General features: G+C 40.1%; 21 protein-coding genes. 10 read left to right on the forward strand and 11 right to left on the reverse strand.

All coding sequences use genetic code 11. The features are described from left to right. Positions 1-11: 11 nt before the first annotated feature. On the reverse strand, positions 12-503 hold the full coding sequence (locus BP861_RS12545; protein WP_292376017.1) for an Lrp/AsnC family transcriptional regulator: 492 nt from the start codon (positions 501-503) through the stop codon (positions 12-14). Between the two features lie 69 nt (positions 504-572). Then, positions 573-950, reverse strand: a complete 378-nt coding sequence (locus BP861_RS12550) for a 30S ribosomal protein S8e (RefSeq protein WP_292376019.1) — start codon at positions 948-950, stop codon at positions 573-575. Between the two features lie 392 nt (positions 951-1,342). Between BP861_RS12550 and BP861_RS12555 the strand changes: the two genes are divergently transcribed. The 4 genes from BP861_RS12555 (at position 1,343) to BP861_RS12570 (ending at position 4,499) form a co-directional block, all read left to right on the forward strand. Then, complete coding sequence (locus tag BP861_RS12555; RefSeq protein WP_292376021.1) at positions 1,343-1,669, forward strand: DUF6951 family protein; 327 nt, start codon at positions 1,343-1,345, stop codon at positions 1,667-1,669. Positions 1,670-1,994: 325 nt separating this feature from the next. Beyond that, positions 1,995-2,684, forward strand: coding sequence for a DUF169 domain-containing protein (locus tag BP861_RS12560; protein WP_292376023.1), 690 nt, complete (start codon positions 1,995-1,997; stop codon positions 2,682-2,684). 534 nt (positions 2,685-3,218) lie between these two features. Next, positions 3,219-3,719 carry an NOB1 family endonuclease gene (locus tag BP861_RS12565; RefSeq protein ID WP_292376025.1) on the forward strand — a complete coding sequence of 167 codons (501 nt, stop codon included), beginning with the start codon at positions 3,219-3,221 and terminating at the stop codon, positions 3,717-3,719. A 165-nt stretch (positions 3,720-3,884) separates the two neighbouring features. Continuing rightward, on the forward strand, positions 3,885-4,499 hold the full coding sequence (locus BP861_RS12570; RefSeq protein ID WP_292376027.1) for an orotate phosphoribosyltransferase-like protein: 615 nt from the start codon (positions 3,885-3,887) through the stop codon (positions 4,497-4,499). Positions 4,500-5,046: 547 nt separating this feature from the next. Here BP861_RS12570 and BP861_RS12575 read toward each other — a convergent pair. Then, complete coding sequence (locus BP861_RS12575) at positions 5,047-7,179, reverse strand: DHH family phosphoesterase (RefSeq protein WP_292376028.1); 2,133 nt, start codon at positions 7,177-7,179, stop codon at positions 5,047-5,049. A gap of 586 nt (positions 7,180-7,765) precedes the next feature. On the opposite strand from BP861_RS12575, the gene BP861_RS12580 reads away from it, so the two are divergent. Both BP861_RS12580 and BP861_RS12585 read left to right on the forward strand, forming a co-directional pair. Then, positions 7,766-8,548 carry a slipin family protein gene (locus tag BP861_RS12580; RefSeq protein ID WP_292376030.1) on the forward strand — a complete coding sequence of 261 codons (783 nt, stop codon included), beginning with the start codon at positions 7,766-7,768 and terminating at the stop codon, positions 8,546-8,548. A gap of 78 nt (positions 8,549-8,626) precedes the next feature. After that, a complete protein-coding gene (locus BP861_RS12585) occupies positions 8,627-9,931 on the forward strand; it encodes an NfeD family protein (protein WP_292376032.1) in 1,305 nt (434 codons plus the stop codon). Positions 9,932-10,120: 189 nt separating this feature from the next. Here BP861_RS12585 and BP861_RS12590 read toward each other — a convergent pair whose 3' ends face one another. The 6 genes from BP861_RS12590 to BP861_RS12615 form a co-directional block, all read right to left on the reverse strand. Further along, a complete protein-coding gene (locus BP861_RS12590) occupies positions 10,121-11,446 on the reverse strand; it encodes an AIR synthase-related protein (RefSeq protein WP_292376079.1) in 1,326 nt (441 codons plus the stop codon). A 202-nt stretch (positions 11,447-11,648) separates the two neighbouring features. Beyond that, positions 11,649-12,257, reverse strand: coding sequence for an imidazole glycerol phosphate synthase subunit HisH (gene hisH, locus BP861_RS12595; RefSeq protein WP_292376034.1), 609 nt, complete (start codon positions 12,255-12,257; stop codon positions 11,649-11,651). 986 nt (positions 12,258-13,243) lie between these two features. Continuing rightward, the gene (locus BP861_RS12600; protein WP_292376036.1) at positions 13,244-13,486 is read right to left on the reverse strand and encodes a class I SAM-dependent methyltransferase; all 243 of its coding nucleotides are present in this window, start codon (positions 13,484-13,486) and stop codon (positions 13,244-13,246) included. Between the two features lie 168 nt (positions 13,487-13,654). Then, a complete protein-coding gene (locus tag BP861_RS12605) occupies positions 13,655-13,795 on the reverse strand; it encodes a hypothetical protein (RefSeq protein WP_292376038.1) in 141 nt (46 codons plus the stop codon). A gap of 230 nt (positions 13,796-14,025) precedes the next feature. Continuing rightward, positions 14,026-14,727, reverse strand: a complete 702-nt coding sequence (locus BP861_RS12610; RefSeq protein WP_292376040.1) for a hypothetical protein — start codon at positions 14,725-14,727, stop codon at positions 14,026-14,028. Between the two features lie 524 nt (positions 14,728-15,251). Further along, the gene (locus BP861_RS12615; RefSeq protein WP_292376042.1) at positions 15,252-17,180 is read right to left on the reverse strand and encodes a PINc/VapC family ATPase; all 1,929 of its coding nucleotides are present in this window, start codon (positions 17,178-17,180) and stop codon (positions 15,252-15,254) included. A 508-nt stretch (positions 17,181-17,688) separates the two neighbouring features. Between BP861_RS12615 and BP861_RS12620 the strand changes: the two genes are divergently transcribed. Beyond that, positions 17,689-18,153 carry a hypothetical protein gene (locus tag BP861_RS12620; protein ID WP_292376044.1) on the forward strand — a complete coding sequence of 155 codons (465 nt, stop codon included), beginning with the start codon at positions 17,689-17,691 and terminating at the stop codon, positions 18,151-18,153. A gap of 323 nt (positions 18,154-18,476) precedes the next feature. Here BP861_RS12620 and hisI read toward each other — a convergent pair whose 3' ends face one another. Continuing rightward, positions 18,477-18,839, reverse strand: a complete 363-nt coding sequence (gene hisI, locus BP861_RS12625) for a phosphoribosyl-AMP cyclohydrolase (protein WP_292376046.1) — start codon at positions 18,837-18,839, stop codon at positions 18,477-18,479. A gap of 87 nt (positions 18,840-18,926) precedes the next feature. Further along, positions 18,927-20,906 carry an amylo-alpha-1,6-glucosidase gene (locus tag BP861_RS12630; RefSeq protein ID WP_292376048.1) on the reverse strand — a complete coding sequence of 660 codons (1,980 nt, stop codon included), beginning with the start codon at positions 20,904-20,906 and terminating at the stop codon, positions 18,927-18,929. Between the two features lie 170 nt (positions 20,907-21,076). On the opposite strand from BP861_RS12630, the gene BP861_RS12635 reads away from it, so the two are divergent. The 3 genes from BP861_RS12635 to BP861_RS12645 all read left to right on the forward strand — a co-directional run bounded on the left by BP861_RS12635 (position 21,077) and on the right by BP861_RS12645 (position 23,283). Next, positions 21,077-22,231 (forward strand): hypothetical protein, encoded by a 1,155-nt coding sequence (locus tag BP861_RS12635; RefSeq protein ID WP_292376050.1) that lies wholly within the window; start codon positions 21,077-21,079, stop codon positions 22,229-22,231. Between the two features lie 294 nt (positions 22,232-22,525). Beyond that, complete coding sequence (locus BP861_RS12640) at positions 22,526-22,843, forward strand: HesB/IscA family protein (RefSeq protein WP_292376052.1); 318 nt, start codon at positions 22,526-22,528, stop codon at positions 22,841-22,843. Positions 22,844-22,920: 77 nt separating this feature from the next. Further along, positions 22,921-23,283 (forward strand): nascent polypeptide-associated complex protein, encoded by a 363-nt coding sequence (locus BP861_RS12645; RefSeq protein ID WP_292376054.1) that lies wholly within the window; start codon positions 22,921-22,923, stop codon positions 23,281-23,283. Positions 23,284-23,691 lie beyond the last annotated feature (408 nt).

The raw sequence follows: 23,691 nt of genomic DNA on the forward strand, positions 1-23,691 counted from the left end.
ACTGGCTCGTATTAAAATGATATTGGTAGCCTCTCAATTGTTTCAGGTTCACGGAGGATGACCCCGTCTTCTTTATAGGTTTTCAGTACGAAGTGGGTTGATGTGCTCTGTACCTGATCAAGAGTTGCAATTTTCTCTGCTACGAAAAATGCCACGTCCTTCATTGATTTCCCCCGGACAGTAAGGGATATGTCATAATTCCCTGATAAGAGCCTGACTGACCTGACTTCTGGGAACTTATAGATTCTTTCTGCAATTGCCTGATAGCCCTGATTGCGTTCGAGAGTAACCTTCAGCTCAATAACGGCATAAACATAATTCTCCCCAACCAAGTCCCAATCAACTATGGTTTTGTAGTGCCGGATTACGCCCGTCTCTTCAAGTTTTACAATTGCCTGGGAAACCTCCTGTGCAGACATATCTGTAAGGGATGCGATTTCCTCTGGACTCGTTCGTGCATCAGTTTCAAGAATTTCCAGTATATGTCGAATCTTTTCATCCATATTGGTCACCGGCACAAAGGTAAGGGAATTTGACAAAGAATCCCGTTTCCGGGGTATATTATATTTAATTTATTCAATTAATACAGCATTTACGACTCCGTCCTGCCCCGGTCTGCTCGTAACTCTAGCAGTCCCAAGAGAGGTCCTTATTACGGAACCTTTTGTAAGAATGTTACGCCTGATATAGTGCTTGTTTGCAGTGTTGTCGAGAACTCTCTCAATGGGGGCAGAAGTTGTCTTTCCATCTTTGGGATTAGTTACATTTGCAATATTGCACTGAAGAAGTCTTACCTTCCTGTTGCCTCCCATTGTGTGAACATTTTTCCTCTTTATATCACTGATACGGGTTTCCGCAGATTCGCGGCCCATTTCAAACTTGCGCTTCCCGCGGGCAGCAATAACTTTCCCACCGGTCACTTTTCTTTTGGAGCTACCTTGCCATCTCATATTAAAACCTCATCGTGTATTGAAATTAGAATCAATGCTTCTTTAATGATTATTTATATTCCTATTATAATTCTGTACTTCCGATTATAGATACTGTAATCCTGATGGTCCTGATATGGTGATCGTGTCAGGGCATTGGCATACCTATTGCTTAATTGCTCTGATTATATATTAATTATATTAGCAGGAGTGCTTAACTAGCATATTTGCTATGGACTATTCAATACAAATAGAATCGTATAAGAACTTTGCGATCAGGTATCCAGAAAAAACTTGATCTTGCATCATACCTGCGCCTGTAAAAGGAGATAAGATTAGAGAGTTGTAAAATTAGAGAGTTGTAAATATAGATTACAGGCTCTTAAATGTGTAGTACCCAGGGGAGAAAAATAATGGCTACAGAAATTTCATTGAATACAATATGTGGACATACAACAAAAATAATTGCCACAAAAGAAGGGAAGAACACTCACATACATATTAAGACCACATGCGAAAAACTCAGGAAGTGGGGCACAGATTTTGATGTGGAAATGAAAGATCTTATGGGAGGCCCCGAAAGCGTACTTGACCAAAAAATGGCTGAAGCGCCCCTTACACCTACTTGTCTTGTTCCGGCAGCAGTAATGAATGCTTGCTGGCTCGAAAACGGCATGATTTCAAAGAATCTTGCTCGAGGAATGGGAAAGATGGAGATTATCTTTGATAAGTTGGAGTGAATTTTCTATATTTCAAACAACTCCTTTATTTCCTTTGGAAAGATGGGCAGTACGGAAGGAAACCAGCAGAAAATGGTAGTACTGTGGAAAATTGCCTGCATACATATAAACTCGGGAATGCTTATATCGAATCTTGTCATGTATAATTTGCCCAAAAGTGGACAAGACAAGTCTCAAACTTTTTTTGAAAGAAGTTTGATAAAAACCTGATCATATATAATTTATTTATAAAGAGACGACTAGGCAAATCGCTTATAAAATACTTGAGAACTACTAAAACATTATTCTCAGAACTAACAATAATCTCAAAACCCGAGTTGAAAACATGGATGTAAAAGAGATAAACAAGTACGGACAAGAACTTGTAGACTGCCTGAAACTCAAGACTTCCCCTGTTGCAGTAAAACTGATCCCAAAGGGAGGAGAAGTTCCGGAGGGAGTTAAGAAAGTAGATGAGACTATGAGACATTGCCAGCTGGTTGACAGAGTGAGAAGAACAGGAGAAGAGTTCTATACTCTGGGAGAAGATCAAATGTGTAAAGGTGGAGCTGGCGCGATGGGCCTTGGCGAAATGCCTCCAAAAGTTGCAAGTGGAGAATTTTATTTTAATAAACTCAAACAGTTCAGCACGCAGGGGGCTGCAAGGCGTACTCTTGAAAGGGTCCCCAAGCTTCCCGCGAATTCAACAGAAGCTATCCTGTATTCTCCGCTGGAAAAAGCTACGTTTACTCCGGATGTTGTTGTGGTTATCTGCACCCCCAAACAGGTTATGTTACTTACACAGGCCTTAATGTATAAAACAGGAGGCAGAGTCGAAGCAAGTTTTGCAGGAAAGCAGAGCTTGTGCTCGGACGGGGTTGTACAGGCGTATAAAGAAGGCAAAGTCGGAGTTACAGTCGGCTGCAGCGGCAGCAGGACATACACCAAGATTGCAGATGAAGAAATGATTATGGGGATTCCTATCGAGCTTCTTGCCGATGTAGCCGCTGGCCTCAAGGAAATTTGCGCTAAGTAAGCCCCAGAAAGAGTATCTTCCTTTCAAATAAAAAATTTATTCATGCTCAAGTCCTTTCAAGAAATCTCCAAATAAGAAATTCCATGAAAGGGCAAGAGCTTATGATATGCATATTAAGAAATCTCAATACTCCTTAAATAGACACATTTAACTCATTCTTTTGACTCAATTTTGTTATTAATTCCTCCAAAAGCACAGAACATATCATTCAAATTCTTACACGAGCACCCGCTTTAACTTAAGTTTCACCACTGATTCAGTACCTACGAGAGAAAATGAACATGCGGGAAAGATTTAACTGTATAAATTAATTCGTTGACCGAGCGAAAGCCAAAAGAGCTTATCCAAACTAACCTTCTTCAGCAAATTTAAAAACAATTTCCTTTGCCCGTGAGTCAACCTTTTTGAGTGAATTGCATCTTTATGTAAATTAGTCCGCTTGAGCGAACGAAGTGAGCGAAACGGACCCCGTCCTCCCGAGACGGGACTCGGGGCGGGAATCAATTATATACTAAAAGAGAAAAGAGAAGAAAAATGACCTATTACATAGCAGACTCAGCGGTTTTTATAATGGGAAACTGTGACCTGGACAGTTCCCTGATAATTACCGTCCCTTCGGTTGCAGAAGAATTGAAAAGTAGGGACTCCGCACTTCGTTTTGATCTTGCAAAAGAAGGAGGGTTACGTGTGGAATGGCCAGATCCCAAAATGGTAAAAGAAGTTAGGGAAATGGCTGAGCACACCCGGGACTCCGAGGAACTCTCAAAAACTGACCTTGAAATCCTTGCAAAAGCTCTTGAATACAGGGACAAAGGCATATTGCTTACGGATGATTATGCAGTCCAAAACGTTGCCGTACAACTTGGGATTCAGGTAAAACCCATTGCCCAGAAAAAAATAAAGGATATTATTATCTGGCAAAAACAGTGTATTGGCTGCAAAAAAACTTTTGACAAGGGGGATGTTTGCCCTATATGCGGTTCACCCCTTAAGAAAAAAAGAAAAAAAAGTAGAAAAGAGAAGAGTTACTCTTGAGCTGAAGAAAAAGATATAATGCTTGATAATGTAATAGTGTCTTTAATTGAGAGAATATACATTTGAATATAGTTTTCCAGGCAGTATTCCAGGCAGATTATAAGTAAGTTGTAAAATGTGTCGAAAAATACAGCCAGATAAAAAAACTCAGGTGGGAATGGAGGCATGAAGAATATAGAAGACTTAATCCAGAAAGCTGTGGAACTGCAAAGCAACGGGCTTGTAACCGGCCAGATTGCTGACGAACTCAACGTTTCAAGGGAAACGGTTACCTGGCTTTTAACCCGTTCAAAAAAAGAAGTAGCAGTCCCCGCTCCGAAGGATATTTCCGTGAACTGGAGCAGTATAGGAAAAAGTGCTACGCGGCTCCACTACATCTCGCTTGCGCTCTGCGACATGGTGCTTGAGACTCTGGAAAAAACAAACGCCGAAGTCGACGTAGTTGTCGGTGTCGCTGCCAGTGGAATTCCTCTAGCAAGCATGATGGCAAATGAGCTAGGAGCTGACTTTGCCCTCTATCATTCCCGTAAAGGACAAGACGTGGTTCAGCCAGGCCAGAAAGGAACAATAAGCAGGAATTTCGGAAGCGTTGCCGGCAAGAACTGCGTGATCGTGGATGACGTCATTACTACAGGCTCTACAACGATGGAAGTTATAGAGCAACTTAGGGAAATGGGCGCGAAACCTAGAGCCGTAGTGGTTCTTGTAGACAAAAAAGGCGCAGACATGATTGCTAATGTCCCGATCCAGTCTCTTGTAAGGATTGTACGCTTGGACTAAAAGGCAAAGTAAGGACAAATTGTTAAAACTTTTTTGCGCAGAAAGCCTTTCCTGGTGAAATAAATAGGAAAGGCAAGCTTTTTAACTTAATTTTCTTTCTTTTATATGAGTTAACTATTTACCCCTAACTGATGCAGGACTACAAGATCAACTTACTAGGATTGAGAAAAAGCTGGTATAAATTTGAGAGAAGTGTAGGGAAAGTCTTATGCACATATTTTTCAATAACTTAATTTACTACTTAGAACCACAAATTTTAAAAATAAATAGTCTAGAGATTTCAAGCAAAATAAATAAGAAGTTCTCTTCTCGTTTTCGTTTACTAGCTAAAAATTTCCCAAAATCTGCAGCTATCTTTAAAATTTTTAATAACTAAAATCATCTGCATAATTTTAGAATAAAAATAAGCTTGATAGTCTTTTTTGAAGGAAAAATCTGAAAAAACAGAGCTTTTGTAAAAATAGAATTTCTTAAAATAAACTAATTAAGAATAGTATTTTTTTATCCAGAATAGAAGCAAAGGAAGGAAAGAGGCTATTAAAGCCCTTTAATACTCGACGTCTGCGGATGCAATCTTCTCGGCAAGCCTTGATAGCACCTCAGTCCTCATTCCTTCTACAAACTTGATACTGCCCACAACAAGATGTCCTCCTCCGCTGACGCCGGCACCTTTCATTTCTTCCCGGAGTTCCCGAACGATTTTCGGAATATTCATAAGCACGCCCTTGGAGCGGATGACTGCAAAGTCAGGACCATATCCGATGGTTACCACGGGATTATCCAGATACTTTTTAGTAAGCACGTCATGAACTTCTCCGGAGGTCTTTCCTGGTGGCGGGAAGGTGAATTTCTGGGCGTAGTTTTCAACGTCTATCACATTCATAATAGCCCCATTTGCCAGTTTTTGAGACTTGACATTAAAGAGGCAGGTCTCAAGCTGTTCCTGTATCATGGAATTTGCTTGTTCGCAGAGCAGGGAAACCAAGTTTTTATGAGTCTCGTGATCCCCAAGATCCAGAATGTCATCGATAAGGCCCTTTCCACTACTAAATTTCAACCAGAACTGTTCATAGTCCAGAGCCAGAGCCATTTCTTTCAATTCTTCAAGGGTATAACGATCCGAGGCAAGAGCTATGTACCTTTCAGCTTCCGGAGCCTCTGAACGGTCTCCAACTGCCGAAACCGCTGGAAGATGCTTTATTGTATCGCTAATGCCGGGATTGATCATACGAGCAACTTCAGCGCAGAGCATTCCGGCAGTAACCCCGAAATCCCCTCCCACATGCGCAGGATTTACGTGCCCTATAAGATATTGATCAACGATCTCGTCCGGATGGTGATGGTCAATCACAAGCATATCGATTCCATAAACACTGGCTTGCCGCATTGAAGGAACATCTTCTTCGGTTGATCCATTGTCAACAAGAATCACAAGCGGCATTTTCTGCCCATGCCTGGAAAGATCTTCAAGCGCAAACGAAATATCTCTCGTAACGTCAGCAAGCTCATAAAAAGGAGCTTTAGAAGGAGCGCGTTTGTAGAAGTAATATTCCGCATCTGCTCCCCCTATTTCTGTAATAAGGGGTAGGATCGCTCTCTCAAGTGCAATTGCCGAGGTAATTCCATCCGCATCAGCATGATGCCTGAGAATAATTGGGGTTGAATGGAGAATAGCTTTTTTTATCTCTCTGGCTACATGGAGCATCTTAGGTTTAAGTTTCTCCATAATCTCGCTTTTGACAAGGAAAGGAATATCCGCAGGAGCTGCTTTTTCGTTAATTACACTTTCAACTCTGCCCTTGACAACTGCTTCCTTCTCACCTGTCAGCTTTTTCATGCTCATGACCTCTATCTGAATCTGGTCATCTCGCAGAGTCACTTCTCCAGTAATGGAAACTATCATTCCTACATCAATGTGTGGATAGGACCTTTTCCCAGCACTCTCAAAAGCTGCACAGGGCACAAAACCTCCCTCATCGCCGATGGTAAAAATCGTGGGCCCGCTAGTCTGTTTTACCTGAATTACTTCCCCTTCGATTCTTAGTAGCCTGCCCTTCATACTGGAGTCGATTTCAGCTGAGTTCTTGAGTGGAAGTTCTTTTTCAAGCTCGATAGTTTCGTATTTTTTAAGGGTTTTCGGGATCAGATCCAGCTTTCCTCCTGCCTTGACGCTTTTTACCAGAACAATTACGGCTTCCCCGACTTCAGGAGGAACCCCGACATTGCTAGAGTGCATAAGCCCTCTTACGTGAGAGTTAAGATCCACAAAGACCCCAAAAGAAGCTTTACTGCTCACTATCCCATGGTAAAGCTTTCCTGCCTCCACGTCCTTAAGGTCGCAGGATTCATCAAGGGCATAAACATACTGAGAACGGGCACAGGAATCACATAGTTCTTCATCAGGATCCTGAGGGTTCTCAATACGCGCTCCACAAGCCTTGCATGTGTATATCTTTCCCAGTCCTTCGCAGGTTTTGCAGGGGGTAGTTATGTCGATACTTCCAGTGCCTTTACACTTATCACATGCAGTACCATTTTTTAGAAAACTGTCAAGATTTTTTTCTGACATTTTCATGAAATCAATTGATTTTGATTTACCTTTGCCCTTACATTGAGGGCAGATTTCAGTTGAAACAACTTCATAGCCACGTCCGTGGCAGTCTGGACATTCCTTACTCATATAATACCAACACCAATGGTTCTTCCGAACCCGCGTTTTCTTGAACTACTGTTGCGGCCCAGAACATGTTCCTGAGCCTGGACAGTGTTTCTCGTTCTTATTGTCAGCTTTTAAGTACGTTGATCTAACTATACAGCCCTACCCAGACCGAAAACTAATTCCATTCTGCTCTCTTTTCCCTGTCAACTCACTTTTCCCTGTTTTATATTTTCTACGTTTCAAATATAAGTATTTTCAGAGACAGCTATTTCTCAGAATGAGTCTCTCAAGCAGCCACTTCATAATTTTGTACAATCAGGTATCTGCATTTCTAACACTTATTTCCTTCTCCGATCTCGCATTTCCTTCTTCGATCTCGCTCAAAATCTGAAAAATTAAAGTCAATAGAAAATCTAGAGAAGAAATTAAGAATAGATAATATAGTATAATATAGTTTTTCAGTTATTTTGAGAATTCAGGGTGCAAAGTTTTTGAATGATGAATACTTACTCTATAGAAACTTTTATTATCAATAATCCTAACAAAGAATACTTAATTATTATTAGATATTATTTAAACATTAATGGAATGAGAGGGCATAACAATTATGAGTATTTTTGCAAGTCAAATATATCTTCCTGTATTGTTAGTTTTAATATTAATACTCTCACAATCAATAAAAGTAGTTAACGAATATGAAAGAGTAGTCATTTTTAGGCTGGGCCGCCTAAGTGGTGTAAAAGGGCCAGGGGTTTTCCTGATCATACCGATTGTTGATAAAGCTATAAAAATCGATCTGAGAGTTGTTGCCATCGATGTGCCCAAGCAAGCCGTAATCACCAGGGATAATGTCACGGTTGAAGTGGATGCAGTTGTTTATTATAAAGTCGTGGAACCTGGAGCTGCCATAACTCAGGTTGAAAATTATATGTTTGCAACTTCGACCCTTTCACAGACTACCCTGAGAGACGTAATGGGCCAGATGGAGCTTGACGAACTGCTTTCGGAAAGAGAACATATCAACAAACAAATTCAAGAGCTTCTGGACGCATATACTGATCCGTGGGGGATCAAAGTTACAGGCGTTACAATCAGGGATGTTGCCCTGCCAGAAACAATGAAAAGAGCAATTGCAAAACAGGCTGAAGCCGAAAGGGAAAAGCGTGCCAGGATTATCCTTGCGGAAGGAGAGTCTCAGGCTGCACAGAAAATGAAAGAAGCTGCAACCTTTTATGAGGGAACACTCTCAGCGATTAAATTGAGAGAACTACAAACTTTAGCCGAGATTGCCAGGGAAAAGAATCTCATAGTAGTAACACAGTCCCAGTCTCTTGAAACCGGAAATATAGCGGCTTTATCTAAGTCTATTGCCGACAGAAAAGAGCAATGAAGGAAAAAAACTGAAGAAAAGGATGATAATGCAAAAAAGAACTGAAGGATATGGATAAGTAAGAAAGGACTGATAAAAATGCCTGTAAAAGGGATTCACCATTTTCTCCTTATCTTCTTCCTGTGTTTCATCCTCACAGCCGCTTATATACCGTCTGTGGATGCCGAGCCTCAACAGAAAGTGCTTGTGCTTGAGATATCTGAGGCTATTACACCAGCTTCGGATGACATTATAGCGGATGCAATAGAAAGAGCTGAAAACGAAAATTTTGAGGCTTTAGTAATCAGTTTGAATACCCCAGGGGGAGGACTGGATGAAACCCAAAAAATCATAAGTTCAATTGAGAATGCGAGCGTGCCTGTTATTGGGTATGTGCCTGAGAGCGGAAAAGCCTGGTCAGCCGGCACTCTTATCCTTATGGGAACAGATATTGCTGCAATGGCGCCCTTTACGGTCATCGGATCAGCTCAGCCTGTTCAGATGTCGGCTGAAGGGACAAAACCCATTAAAGATGAGAAAATAATAAACGCTCTTGTCAAATTTTCGGTTGCAACAGCCAGTAAACATGGGAGAAACGAGACCTTTGCAGAAGAAGTAATAACTAAAAACAAAAATCTTGACTCGCAGGAAGCCCTGAAGGCCGGCGTAATAGAATATGTAGCTCCTTCTATTCCAGACCTATTAGTACAGATTGACGGGCAACAAGTAAAAAGAAGAATCCTGCAAACCGAAAATGCAGAGATCGAAAACTATGAACCTCCTCTTTCTCTATCCCTTTTAAGGCTTATTTCAAATCCGATAATTTCCTCCCTTCTTTTGACCCTAGGGATTTATGGTCTAATTTTTGGAATCGCAAGTCCAGGAGCTGGAGCAGAGGTTTTTGGAATCATCTCAATTGCACTGGGATTGATAGGTACAGGCTTTGATATCAATATCGGGGCAATTTTTCTTATTCTTTTAGGAATAGGACTTCTTATTATTGAAATCAAAGTACCTGGTTTTGGAATATTCGGGCTTGCGGGACTCATCAGTCTCATAATAGGAAGTATACTCCTTGTACCCATGGGAAGCGAAAATATTTACACCCCCGAATTCAGGAGACTTCTTACCTTGACAGTTGTTGCTCCAACGATTGTTTTTGGGCTGTTTCTGGTTTTTGCAATATACAAAGTAAACGAGATAAGAAAGAAAAAACCGGTCATTGGAGAGTTTATAGGAGATACTGCGCAAACCATAGATCCTCTCGGACCTGGAAAAACAGGTTTTGTTCGTTATAAAGGCGAATACTGGAAAGCCAAATCAGAAGAGAAAATTGAACCGAAGGTAGAAGTAGAAATCACTGGAAAAGTAAGGGAAGTACTCTTAGTAAAAAGAAAAGTGTAATTATTCCTTCTTCTCCAGTTTAATTACTTTTTGACTTTACTCTAATTACGAGGTTAATAATTCATGGTTAAGTCCTGAATTAAGCAGTTTTCGCTAAAGGCTTTTTTAAAAGGCTTTAGCTTAACCTGAGCTAGGTAATTTAAGCAATTTTCGCTAAAGCCTTTTTTGAAAAGGCTTTTTTAAAAAGCTTTATCTACTTCTTATTTTTTCAAGGACTTTTTGTTTCTTTTCGATAGCTTCATTCGCAGCCTTATCAATTGCTGCTTTCATTTCTTCAAAATCCCTGGGATTTTCTTCTCCATGTACTTTTTTCACTGGTGTGTAGGCTGACTCCCTAAATCTTGGCGTAAAGTCCCTACATTCTCCATTTAAGAAGATTTCAGCTCCATTTCCTTCCTCAACACGCCCTATAATGTCAATTTTAATACCTGCAGCCCTGATATTATCGAGGATCTCGTTAGCATATATAGGGGGGACAATTATAAGCAGGGCATCGAGAGAGACTCCCAGATAGTCGATTTTTAGATGCTCAAGCATTGAAAGTACCTTTGGGTTCACAAGAGCCCTTATCTTTTCCTCTTCAAAGACCAGTTTTACACGTGCGGTCTTTGAAATTTCCTTGGCATCACCCCGGATTCCGCCATTAGTAACATCTGTCATTGAGTGAACTTTTTTATGCAGCTCGGACTGCAATAGAGCCTCACAGGCTTCCAGGAAACGGATATTAATAGTTTCCTCTACAACCTCATGCATTCCATAGTAAAGCGCAGTTGTAGAAACCGTACCCCCGCCTGCTCCTTCGGTCATAAGGATAAGGTCTCCTGCTTCGGTGCGGTTGCGCGAGGTAAGAGAAGATGTTATACCTACAGCTCCAACTCCACCTGTCATGCGTTCACCTATAACCATATCCCCGCCGATTCGAAGCGTGCTTCCGGTAATAAGAGGTATTCCAGTAAGTTCCGAGACCGTGGTTATTCCTGCAATATGGTCGAAGATCTTTGCTACATCTCCGTCGTCTGCTACATGAATATCGGAGAGCATTGCGAGGGGGCGAGCTCCCATAGCGTATATATCACGCAGAGCTGCCCGGGCTACGTGAAAGCCCGAGAGAAAAGGAAAGTCGCTAAGGCGAGAGTGAATCCCATCAATAGTAACTACAAGGTAATCTTCCCCAATTTTGACAACTCCGGAGTCGTCAAGCTGGGAGCTATCCACAACTGCACCAGTCTTACCTATAACTTCTCCAAGCTTGGAGTGAACGTAAAAATCCCCTGTACCTCTGGAACCTACCCCGAATTCTCCCATAGAAACTCCTGAGAAAGTTGGACTTAACACGTCTCCTTCCACATCAATTGTTGCTTTTGCCTCACAAACGACCGCAGCCGCTATCTCATGAGCTCTTTCCAAGCTTATATGCTTAATTTCAAGAATTCTTGAAGCTAGCTTTTCCTCAAGCCCTGCTTCGTTTGAAGGGTCCTCCCTGAGAGCCCGTTTTGCGTAGCCTTCTATATCCATAGTCACCATCTCTTGCAGATATTTCTGCCCTGAAAGGTATAGGGCAGGATAGTTTGGCATTCAGGTATCGTTTATTAATTTCAAGTAGTCTGTTAATTTCAGATGCTTCAGTATAAGATAAGTAGGAATCAGAATTCAGCAACCAAAAGAAAATGAAAAAACAAATTTCGAGCACGAGGGCAAATTCCCAAGAGAATTCCTTTTAGCACATATCTACGAAGTTTTTCAGGATTTTCAACCCAATAGCTCCACTCTTCTCAGGATGGAACTGGGTGCCCATAACATTGCCTTTAGAGTTTACAACCGAAGCTGAAAAATCCAGCCCGTAATTGCAAGCTGCAAGGGTATTTTCAGAAGATGTGTCCACGTAGTAGGAATGCACGAAATATACGAAAGAGTTGTCAGGAATCCCTTCAAACAGGGGGTGATCCTGCTTGATTTTAATATTGTTCCAACCAATGTGAGGTACCTTTAAATCGGATTTTGGAAAGCGCAGTACCTTGCCGGAAATTAGGTCAAGCCCGCCAGTAAGCTTTCCTTCCTCCGAAGAACTCATTAGAACTTGCTGCCCGAGACATATCCCGAGCATCGGCTTGCCTGACCGTACATATTCTTCTATAATCCCTTTGAGGGGGTCAAGACACTTCATCGCATCCACAAAAGCGCCGACACCAGGGAGAATTAAACCGTCTGCGGCAAGAATCTCCTCAGGATCCCCGGAGATTGCGGGACTTGATCCGACGTGTTCGAGCCCTTTTTGAACACTGCGGAGATTTCCAAGCCCGTAATCGAGAATCACAATTCTTTTCATAGCTTTAACAAACAAAGTTAAGATAGATTAACTTTACGAGCAAGAAAAAAGATAGCAGGGAAATAATTAAAAGAAAGAAAAATAAGACGAAAAATAAAGGAGATTGTAAATCTTTTACGGTCAAGACCTGCCAGCAGGAAGGCTGCAAGAGCTTTTCTCCCTTTCAAAAATCACCTTGTATTTGCCACAATGTATGCATTCATAGCGTTTTTCGAGCACTGTTGGCAAAAAGCACAATGCCCCGCTTTTTCGTTTCCATTCATGCAGTCCTAAAAAACACAAGAAACTACGGTTACGATCCGATTCGTCTGAGTCATCAGAGCATTCCTGAGTCAAAAAACTGTTTCCCCTCGTTTCTGATTGTTAAGGTTATTCTACAATAATAAGAAAATTATGGGTAAAAGAACTATATAAATATATAGTTTTCAATGAGGATATCAAAAAGTTGATTTATATAAAACAATGCTTGATTAAAAATAAAAGAGAAAAAATAAACATAAAGATATAAGAAACTTTAGCATGAATAATTTAACAAATTTAAAAGGGATAAAATATGGAAAAAAATCAGGTTGTAATGATTGAAACAACAAAACATAGATTATGTCGTTTATCATAAAAATCGGCATTGTCTTAAAAAGTTATTACAATTTTCCGCGTAGACCATTCGCTCTATCGGTGTCGAGGCAAGTATCCGACCAGTATGTTTGATATATCTCTCGGCCATTTCGTCGTAACCCACGTCCTCGATTGCCTGCCAACCATACTCTTTTAGAAAGTTTGGCCATGCGTCTGGCCCCATCTCGAAAAGTCAGATTTTATTTTTTACCACGTACTTTTTGTAGAAATTCTCCCAACCATGCATGAATCGACCATCAAGAAAGTCCTTGCAAATATACGTAAAAACAAGGCGGCTGCCCCGTGCAGCCTTAGCCAGAAAATCAAAGGTTGACCTGATGCCTTTTTCTGTCAGATATTGAGTGACAGCTTCAAATATGAAAAAGGTCCGCTTGTTTCGTAGAATAACCGTGTGATTCCAGTATGGTACCAGGATCTTCGAGGTCGAGGTTTATTGCAACAAGTTTGATATGTGAAGGAATTTTTCCAAGCACCTTACAAAGTCGGCCCTGCTTGGCTTTGATGTTTTCAAGTTGATTGACCTCCCAAACAGGTATGTCATATAGAGCAGGTAAACGATATGCTCGGGTATCAAATCCTGCACCCAGCTTCACTACCGCTCCAATCTGATTGCTCGAATAGATTAGTTTCTCGTCTAATTAGTTTCTCGTTAGTTTATCGTCTATATACCGCTTTTTACACGCCAAACCATCCCAGATGCCGGGAAAATCTTTCTCGGTCACATGGATCAGACAGCTTCTGACCCAGTTGGGTCGCATCAATCATACTAACACTCTTGCGCTGAATGGCAATACACGATATGCCAAGTTATCCTCTATAATGCGTTGCTTTTCTGGAAAATATTGCTCAATAGCGATTAGCACTGTTGGACTTACTCCTGTTTTAGCTGCTGCTTTTGCCACAATATTTTACTCCCGAAATTAGAGACTTTTTATTATTTTCTGGTTTTCCTTTTTCTCCAATCATGCAAAAATTAGGACTTACGCACTTATGATTCAAAATCGAGTATACTAACCATTATAGAGAAAATTTGAGTTTTAGAAAATTATGAGTTTATTGTACTTAATTTTGAATCATAAGTGTGTAAGCTCTAAAATTGTATAAATTGATTGAATTTTAAGACAGTCATCAATTATGCATACATACAATTTTCGTTTAAACGCCCCGATATAAACAACTTGGCTATTATTGGCACATCGGTATTCTTCACAACAAACAATTCTCTTTTACCAAAACGTACACAGCCTTTATGTATACTGTAGTTCACCCCTCCTAATTTTAATCTATTACTTGCTTCATCAAAGTGTTCGTAAGGGACTTGCAAAACGACGATATCAGAAGAATGCACTTTCAATATGCATTCACTATAAGCTTTGTTAATGTTGCAGTTTTGTTGTTCCGATGTTATTTCAGTGATTATAGCTTCAGCTTCAGTTTTATCTGAAAATACTTTATCTGCAAACTTCTTGAACTCGCCAACAGTTACAAAGATCACAGGAAGCCAACACTTAGTTTGAGTATCACTTTCAGAAAGATCCCAAGAGAGTGGCAAATCTGGAATATTACCTGAGAAGTGTTCGAAAAGAATACTCATGCAAGGCACTGGAATAAGTTCTCTCATTTCAATTAATGCATTTAATGCTATGCATACTGATTCCGAAAGTCCAAAAGCATGTAAAATATTTCGTTGCTCAGGGTCAGATAAAGTATATTCTCCCTTCCCAAATGTTTTAGATAAGTCAGTACTTGTTACAAATCCTACACTTTCGATGAAACAAAGAATCTGTTGTTGTAAAGGGCATGATTCTATTATCCCAGCTAGGTCATCATTCATCTTTTAAACTCCCCCATATTTTGTAAACATCAATTATGAGTGAAAAACGCATTCCTAGATTATAGTTTTAGATAGCAGAGAGAAAATAGAAAGATTAAGGTTTTAAGCATATTTCCACATTTCTAGATACACAAACATAAGGATTTGAAATTAATTTTGGTCAAAAACTTCAATTCTACACTGTAAATTCTCCCTGACTTTTGGTTCTGCGTGATGTAATTTACTCAATCTGACCACAACCCCTGAAATTTAATAATACAGAATTATGTCAAACACTATATAAGATTTTTGAGGTTTAGAGATTGTTAAATTAATAGAATGAAGCAAGCAGCAAAAAAGAAGAACAAAAGAGAAGAAGGACAGGAAAAACAGAATACTAAAAAGAAGAGAAGAAGAAGGAGAGAGAGGAAAAAGGAATTAATAAATAAAGAATGAATAACAGTAAAATAGAAAAATAAGGGGAGAAAAACTAAGAAATAGTGGGAAAGAGAGAGAACAGCTCGAAAAAAGGTAATTGGGAGAGGTCAGATTAGTCTGATCTCGATCGTTTCTCCCTTATCCTGGGCTTCCAGAATATCGGATGCAAGGTCTGAGTTTGCCCTGAGTTTAACGTCTCCATGCCGGCTTACGGTTGCACTGAAAAGGTACTGGTCTTCAATATATATTTCCACATCCTTTCCTGCAAGCTCCGGAGCCCCAAGAATAAGATGCTTCTTATCTCTTTCGATAAAAGGATGAACGGAAGAAACAGCAGGCACTTCCTCAAAGCTAGATGTTCTTCTTTTCTCTTTGGGAGCTCTGCTTTCAGCTCCGTATTTCCGCCTGCCTTTTTCTTCAGCTTTTGGAGCTCCAACCTCCAGTTCTCTTACATCGATGTGCAACCCAAGGATATCTTCAATGCGGTCAATGACGTTTCCTCCTTTACCAATAACTTTCCGCACCTCATCTTCCCGGACCTTTACGATTGCGCTGTCATCTGAAGTCACTTTTACTTCAACAGGACCGGAGGCATACCTGCCAATAACATTTCCGATCTCCTCCTCCGCAAGCTTCCAGGCAGGTTTCCTGAGTTCGGTAGAAGGCCCAACTGGCATAACAACAACCTGTTCCCCATAGGTATAGATCTCATATTCGACTCTTCGGGTCTCAAAGTCTGAAATAACAATTACCGGCCTTGCAAGGTCCTGTTCGGTCATTCCATGCGGAACCTTAACCGTAAATTCAAGTACCAGAACCTTTGCCACTTCTCCTTTATCAATAAAAATAACGGTATCCACTACCTGAGGGATCACACCTAATTCAACCCTTCCTATCAGGCGTTGAATTGCATCCACTGCCCTGGTTGCATGTACTACCCCAATCATTCCCACGCCTGCAAGCCGCATATCCGCGAAAATTAAGAAATCGCTTGTTTTCCGAACTTCATCATATATCGTATAATCAGGCCTGACCAATAGCAAAAGATCCGCTGTATTTTCCATCCTGCCATTTAGAGGTGAATACTGGGTAATTTCAGGAGGCACCTGGAGGTCTCTTGGGGACTCCATAGTTTTTACCACCTGCCCTTGGTCATTCAGGTATCGGGCAACTCCGGCGGCAAAGGTAGACTTTCCGGCTCCTGGAGGACCGGCAATAAGAATACCACGCTGGCTTACAATCCGTTCTTTGAGCTTATCACTTAGCCGGTAATGCTCAAGATCCACAATAACTGTTGGCCTCACAACCGTAATTTCCATATCATCGGAAAAGGGAGGGTGAGCAATTGCAATTCGCATATTTCGGATTTGCAGGACAGTAGCTCCACTTGAAGACATCTCGATAAAAGATTCCGGGTCCAGTCTCGCCCTTTCAATAAGTTCTCTCGAGATCCTGGAAAGTTCCAACGAAGTAACAGGCTCATCACGAATCCTTACGTAATGTATATCCCCTACAGGCCCCTTCTTGGCCATAGGAGAAACTCCGTTTTTGAGATGTACAGACATAGTATCATCAGTGAAAAAATGCTCTACTTTGAGAGACGTAAACTCTGAGGGATCCAGGGTTTTGGGATGTATATACTCAACATTAAGTCCCTTTGCTTTAGCTATAAGAGACTGTACCCTGTCTTCGCTTAAAAACAACCCTCCGACCTCAATAGCAGTACTTCGGATAAGAGCATCCACTCTACCTTCTTTTGAGAGCTTTATCTCCTCAAGAGTGGGTTGAACCCCGCTGAATTTAAGTTGAATCTCTCCCCTGTCTGCCAGCTTGCGAAGTTCTGAAAGTTCTTCAAGCCCTTTGAAGCCTATTTCTCTGCCCTTATTTGCCTGAGCCTCAAGTTCCGAGACTACAGCTTCGGGAATGATAACCTCAACGCTCCCGAACTCACCACTTTTAATTCGGGATGAAAGTCTCCCGTCAATAATCACGCTTGTATCCGGAACAATTCTCCATATCCGCTTCTCATCAGCCATATAAGGAAATATAGAGTTAGAAAGTATATAATAAAACTTCTGGCAATTTATTTTACAAGAAAGAAACCAGAAAGTGGTGCAGAGTAAGAATAAAGATTTGGGAAAGCTAAACGGTGACTAATAAAAATAAAGATGATTAATTAAATACACAAATTTTTGATAATAATAGAAACATGATTTTTTTATCAGGATTTATTTTAAAATATGGCAACTAAATAAATATTAATCACAGTTTTGGACATAAAAGATCTAATTTTAATTAATATTGGTTTCTAATTTATATTTCTCTAATTATTATATTTATGGAATAATAATACACTAGTGATACAATGGAGAATCTTTTTTATCGGCAAATAAGGAATAAATGGAATATACTATTTAATTTGTCTTCTTAAAATATACTTAGATCATTTATTGATAGAGTAAGTATATTTGTCTAATGATATGAGATTGAAAAGCCGAATAAAGTGAAATTGTATCTAATTAACCAGAATGATGGAGGCAATAGATGGGAGAGAAAAGGTTTAGCAAAATAAAAAAGACTGTTATTGTTTTGTTGGCTGTCTTTCTTGTAATATCTTTGACAGCTGCATCAGCAAGTGCGTGGTACTCAAAGACTAGCAACGAAAAATGTAAAAGCACTCCTCATGAAAAGATCGCTAAAGAAAAAGTAGCTAAAGAAAAGTGCGTTAAAGAAAAGGTAGCTAAAGAAAAGTGCGTTAAAGAAAAGGTAGCTAAAGAGAAAGTAGTTAAGAAGGTAGCTAAAGAAAAAGTAGTAGTTAAAGAAGTAGTTAAAGAGAAAGTGGAAAACAAAGTTTTAGGCTTTGCAGAAAATAAATGGTTCGGTGGCGGTTGGAAGGGCGACTTCCGTGACAATTTCAAAATAAAGTTATTTAACGTCGGTGGCTGTTTCACAGAACGCGGCGAGAGATATTGTGACAACGGTTGGTTCAACGACTGTTGGGATTGTTAATGTTGACAAATTCAGCCAACGATCAAATTAGTCATAAGTCCATACCAATAACGACCCATTTGTAAATTCCACATTTGATTAGAAGCAGCGAGACTCTTAAAATTTACTAAAGAGTCTTTACTGATAGGACTTACGTAGGAAGAGAGCTAAAATGAAGCGTAGATAGGTCTGTAGCAAATATTTTAAAGGAAACATAACGTTCCATACCATCTTTTCACCATCTTTTTTCAATTTAACTGCGTAAGTCCTATTCATAATAGTATAAAGATATAAAGAATACAAAAGGAAAAAAGAAATGAATAAAAATTTACCAAATTTTTAGATTAATATACATTATCCGGCTCGAAGACTTTCTCTCCCACAATCTCTCCATCAAGATTTCTATAAAAACAGGACCTGTACCCCATATGACAGGCTCCACCAACCTGTTCTACCAGCAGGAGAAGAGAATCCATATCACAGTCAACCCTGATATCTTTTACTTTTTGTATATGTCCTGAGGTTTCTCCTTTTTTCCATAATTGTCGTCTGCTTCGACTCCAGAAGTGTGCAATTCCTGTCTCTACAGTCTTCTCAAGAGCTTCTCGATTCATATAAGCACACATCAGCACCTCCCTGCTAAGCTGGTCCTGAACGACAGCAAGGATTAGACCTTTCTCGGATTTTAAGGTATCAAAATCAATCATGGGAGATAGATTGCAAAACTAGTATAAAAAAGGGAGGGAATTAGATTTAAAAGCTGCTGAAGAGACAACAGTAAGCCTGGTACTTTTTCAAGGCTTTATTCCAAGAACATCCTCAACGTATGCCCTGAGAATTTCCGCAACGCTCCAAGCCTGAGCAATGCAGCCACCTGGAGAGTAAGGATAGTCGCCATCAAATACTTCGGAAATAGTACCTAAACCTGCTGTTTCAAGGTGCACATCAAAACCTTGAAGGAGAGCCCGCATATCTTCAAGACTTTCTTTAGAATAGTTGTGAACCTTCCGATAAGCTTTCACGTAAGCGCCAAGGAGCCAGGGCCAAGCGGTCCCATTATGATAAGCTGCATCTCTTGTTACTGCGTCTCCACAATAATGCCCCTTATATAAAGGATGATCAGTCGAGAGGCTTCTAAGCCCAAATGGTGTCAAAAGGTCTTTTTCAACTCGGTCTACAATCGCTTTTTCTTTATCAGGAGAGAGCACGGTATAAGGTAGAGCCACTGAAAAGATCTGATTAGGCCGGATTGCCGGATCTTTAACCTGATTTCCTGCTTCGTCCTGAGATACAAGGTCAAAGAGACAATTGGTCTCCGGGTTCCAGAAAACATTCTCAAAATTCGAAGCCACTCCGGCTGCAAGAGTTTCATATGAGGAAATGTTTTTCCCTAAGAGACTACCGAGATTGGAAGCCGTTTTCAGGGCATTATACCAGAGAGCATTGATTTCACAGGCTTTACCTGCTCTTGGAGTTACTGCCCACTCTCCAATTTTCGCATCCATCCAGGTTAGCTGAGGTCCCTGCCTGATAAGATGATCGGAATCCATACCGATTCCAAAGTCAGTACCCTTACGGTAATTATCTATGATACTATCCATTGTATCCCAGACATCCGAAAGGAAAAGGAAGTCCTTAGTATATGCGAAATATCGGCCTACAGTGTGAATAAACCAGAGAGAAGCATCCACAGTGTTATAAATTGGTTCTCCTCCAAGCGACAGGAAAACATTAGGAATCAGACCTCTCTTACAATGCCTGGAAAAGTTTTTGAGAATATATCTTGCCTCTTCAAAGCGCCGGGGGATTAAAAGCAGGCCAGGCATAGAGATCATGGTGTCCCTCCCCCAGTCTGAAAACCAGTGATATCCTGCAATCACCGTGTTTTCATCCGAAGAAGGATTTTTTACTATAAAAGGGTCCGCTGCCCTGAGAAGCTTAAGAGCAAAGGGCTCGGTAAGCCTTGAATTAAAGGCAAGGAGATTTTGTCGATAGACTTCCCTTGTATAAAATTCCTTAACTTGCTCGAGAGTCAGAGAAGAAATATCTTCGGTTGAAGAAACAATAAAGAAATGTGAGGTTCCCAGCTTGAGTTTGCTTTCGAAATAACCTGGGTTGAAATTATCTTCCTGGAAGTTGAGCCCCCTCTGTCTCTCAATATCATATTCAAAGTTATAGTACCATTTGGGGTCAGAATGGTACTGGAGATTGGATGAAAGTGAAAAAGTAAAACCATTTGAGCTTTCAAGTTTTACTCCAGCAGGATTAGCTTTCTGAGTGAAGGAAAGCTCTCCTGAGCGAACGGTGTAATGGAAATTTCTGGAATTTACCAACGGGAAAATTCTTAGCATAGCTCCTTCTCTTCTGGATCTGATGTCATAGAGAATGCAGGTTGTGTTGCTGTTGTGAATCATGAAGACCTTTTTCTTTACGGTAAAATCGCCAGGGCGATAAACCCAGAGAGGAAAAGGAGCAAGGACGAATTTGGAGAGGTAATTGAAGCCTAAAGGAAAAACAGTACCAGGATACTTATGGGTTGCAAGCCGATAAACTTCATCGTTAATTGAGATTTCCTCATCAAGAGAGGAAAGCAATACAAACCTTCCTGGAGAATTTTCTGGAGCTGCTACGAGCAGTCCATGATAGGTTCTTGTGCCTGCTCCTATTACTGTAGATGAGGCATATCCCCCGAGTCCATTTCCTACGATCCACTCTTTCTTTATTCCTTCTTCATATGTGGAAAAGGAATCTGCTCCAAACCTGATACCACTCATAAATATCTGGTTAGGATTTAATTTCTTAAATATTTGTACCTTTAGAAAAAAGAATTAGGGAAATATAATAAGGAGAAAAGCCGGCTTATAGTAAAAAAATGTCAAATTATTTAATTTAAGGTGTGAACATAAACTATTTTAGCTGTGCAGGATATAAGAAGGTGAGAATCATGAAGCAAGACCTTTTAGAAATCCTTGTTGACATCTTCAAATCCTCTGGATACAATGTCACAATATCCAGCCAGTGTGACATCCTTGTGGAGAAAAACGGGCATCAGGCTTACATCAGGTGTGCCCTGCAGCCAGATTATGAGGAAATAAAAGCCTTTTCCGAAAAGATAGGGGACTGTACAGGAATCTACGTAATGACCCGTAAAGGGTCTGAAGAAATAATCAATTATGCAACTGAACTTGGGATCTATATTTGGGATAGGAACGAACTGGCTCTTCAAATTGGAAGAGCGATTCTTGTAAATCTGGAAAAGAAGTTAAAGATCTCGTATGCTGAACCGGAAATTCAATCAGAGAATGAGAAACTAGATCAGCACAGACAAGCAACTTCCGAATTACCTGTCGAAAACTGTGGGCTAAAAGAAAAGTTCAGAGAAGAAACCTACTTTAACGGAGAACTCTTGCCTCTTCAGAACCAACACTCAGAGGTTGAAAAAGATTCTTTTGAAACTCAACCTCCAACACGAAGCTTTGAGGAGAGAAAAAGCTTAAGTAAACCGGAGCAGGTTGAGGCTCCAGAGACCAAATCGTACGAGATACTAAACATACAGTCTGTAGAGCCAAGGATTTCTAAAAATCAGGCGATTATTATTTCGAAACCATACATAAGCAACCCTAAGGATGCAATTTTAAAATTTGTACCTTTCTGGAAATATAGATATAGCGTAGAAGTTGAAAAACGCTTCAGGTCAAAAGTCTTAAGTATTGACGAAAAGGGAAAGGGATTTCTTAACGCTTTAAACAAATCAAAAGAAGAGATGGAAATTGAGGGGCTTGGCGCGCCTACAAGGATCCCAGCCGTGCAGTATGAGTTAAAAAGACCGAATGTGGATAAAAAACAGGCAGAGAAGATTCTTCTAGACTTAATTATAGAGGAAAACACACGCGAAATACATTTTAACAATACGGAAGGACAGGCAGTTATATATGAGCACAGGTGTCTCAGCCCTAGGCATGAAGACATACAGCTCGATATGGAGCTCGTTTATATCCCTGTCTGGGAAGTAAAGGGGAAACGTAACTCGCTAGAGATCAACGCTTATAATGCAAAGGTTCTTGAGGAGCCTGTTGATGAAGATGCCGAATTTCTGTGAATTTAAAACGTGAAAAAGTATTGGAAGAAAAATATATTAAATAGAAAATATATTTATAGATATTGGCAGAATAACAGGATCCCTCGAAAAAGAATCCCACCCTACCTTCCAGATTCCTGTGAAAAAAGATCTTTTTCAGGAAAAAGCGCAATTTTACGATAAACGTTATATTTGCCCAATGAAAGAGTATATAACCTTTGGAAATTATCTGTAAGCTGTAACGGATGGCATCTTATAGGAAATAAAACGTAGAATTATTTCAAAAAAGTATGGAAAATAAAAAGAGGTGCGTAAATGATAGAAGTAACAGACAGAGCTGCTGCTGAATTGAAAACATTGATTGAGCAGGAAGAGAAACCTGAACTTGCTCTCAGAATTTTTGTTGCCGGGGTTGCCTGCAGCGGAGTTCAGTATGGATTAGCCTTTGACGATGAACTGAAGGAAGACGACGTGACTATGGAAAGTAACGGAATTAAACTCGTTATGGCAAAAGACATTGAAAGAAGCTTCTCTGAGGGCAGCATTGACTTTATTGAGGACGAAAACGGGAAGGGATTCCTTATCCGCAATCCAAATGCTGGTGGATGCGGCACCTGTGGCGGATGCCATTAAGAAAAGTAAAATTGTGCTGAAGGTATTGAACCCGAACCTGAAAAAAAATAAACAAAAAATAAAGGAGAAGCAAGTCTATGTTCCCAGGAATGGGAGGTGTGGGAGGCCGGGGAATGAACCCGGCTAAAATGAAGCAGATGATGAAACAGATGGGAATTGATGTTAAAGAGCTTAAGGATGTTCAGGAAGTAGTTATAAAGACTGCGGACTCTAATATCATTATAGAGAATGCAAGTGTTACTATCATGAAAGTCCAGGGTTCGGAAACATACCAGATCGTAGGTGACGTAAAGGAAGTCCCAAAAGAGCTGGAGATTCCCGCTGACGATATAAAGCTTGTAATGGAGCAAACCGGTGTTTCTGAAGAGGAAGCTCGGACAGCTCTTAAAGACTCAAATGGAGACCTGGCAGAAGCCATTGTGGCACTTTCTTCTGCCTGAATCTTTTTTTATAAACTTAGTAATTACTGTCCCAGAGTTCCGTTTTAGAGTTCCGTTTTGAGAACACAGAGTTCTTTTCACTCCTCTATGCTACGCTCAAGAGGCTAATTTTTGACAAGTAATTTTTTGCTCAGAGTTACATTTATTGTAATTTCAATTCTACCCATAAGATAAGTGGATTTCGTTATTAGCTCAAGAGAGGCAAAGAAAGAAAATAGACTAGATATTAAACTAAATAAGATAAAACTGTTTTTAACGGCTTTTAAAATAGGTTCAACAGTTTCAAAAAAATATATTCTTAATGAAGTATAACAAGTCATAGAATCAGTGTTGGAAAAATAATATTGTAAGAATAACAATAGAAAAGATCAATAAAAGTGTCAAGATTGATTTAGAAATAGAAGAATA

Source organism: Methanosarcina sp. UBA411, from assembly GCF_002495725.1.
Classification (GTDB): Archaea; Halobacteriota; Methanosarcinia; order Methanosarcinales; family Methanosarcinaceae; genus Methanosarcina.

Coding starts and splice junctions, on each gene's coding strand:
- BP861_RS12590 (WP_292376079.1), bottom strand. CDS start 11,446: ATGGATATAGAAGGCTACGCAAAACGGGCTCTCAGGGAGGACCCTTCA.
- BP861_RS12630 (WP_292376048.1), bottom strand. CDS start 20,906: ATGAGTGGTATCAGGTTTGGAGCAGATTCCTTTTCCACATATGAAGAA.
- BP861_RS12570 (WP_292376027.1), top strand. CDS start 3,885: ATGAAGAATATAGAAGACTTAATCCAGAAAGCTGTGGAACTGCAAAGC.
- BP861_RS12560 (WP_292376023.1), top strand. CDS start 1,995: ATGGATGTAAAAGAGATAAACAAGTACGGACAAGAACTTGTAGACTGC.
- BP861_RS12645 (WP_292376054.1), top strand. CDS start 22,921: ATGTTCCCAGGAATGGGAGGTGTGGGAGGCCGGGGAATGAACCCGGCT.
- BP861_RS12615 (WP_292376042.1), bottom strand. CDS start 17,180: ATGGCTGATGAGAAGCGGATATGGAGAATTGTTCCGGATACAAGCGTG.
- BP861_RS12635 (WP_292376050.1), top strand. CDS start 21,077: ATGAAGCAAGACCTTTTAGAAATCCTTGTTGACATCTTCAAATCCTCT.
- BP861_RS12565 (WP_292376025.1), top strand. CDS start 3,219: ATGACCTATTACATAGCAGACTCAGCGGTTTTTATAATGGGAAACTGT.
- BP861_RS12610 (WP_292376040.1), bottom strand. CDS start 14,727: ATGAATGATGACCTAGCTGGGATAATAGAATCATGCCCTTTACAACAA.
- BP861_RS12580 (WP_292376030.1), top strand. CDS start 7,766: ATGAGTATTTTTGCAAGTCAAATATATCTTCCTGTATTGTTAGTTTTA.
- BP861_RS12545 (WP_292376017.1), bottom strand. CDS start 503: ATGGATGAAAAGATTCGACATATACTGGAAATTCTTGAAACTGATGCA.
- hisI (WP_292376046.1), bottom strand. CDS start 18,839: ATGATTGATTTTGATACCTTAAAATCCGAGAAAGGTCTAATCCTTGCT.
- BP861_RS12585 (WP_292376032.1), top strand. CDS start 8,627: ATGCCTGTAAAAGGGATTCACCATTTTCTCCTTATCTTCTTCCTGTGT.
- BP861_RS12640 (WP_292376052.1), top strand. CDS start 22,526: ATGATAGAAGTAACAGACAGAGCTGCTGCTGAATTGAAAACATTGATT.
- BP861_RS12620 (WP_292376044.1), top strand. CDS start 17,689: ATGGGAGAGAAAAGGTTTAGCAAAATAAAAAAGACTGTTATTGTTTTG.
- BP861_RS12555 (WP_292376021.1), top strand. CDS start 1,343: ATGGCTACAGAAATTTCATTGAATACAATATGTGGACATACAACAAAA.
- hisH (WP_292376034.1), bottom strand. CDS start 12,257: ATGAAAAGAATTGTGATTCTCGATTACGGGCTTGGAAATCTCCGCAGT.
- BP861_RS12550 (WP_292376019.1), bottom strand. CDS start 950: ATGAGATGGCAAGGTAGCTCCAAAAGAAAAGTGACCGGTGGGAAAGTT.
- BP861_RS12575 (WP_292376028.1), bottom strand. CDS start 7,179: ATGAGTAAGGAATGTCCAGACTGCCACGGACGTGGCTATGAAGTTGTT.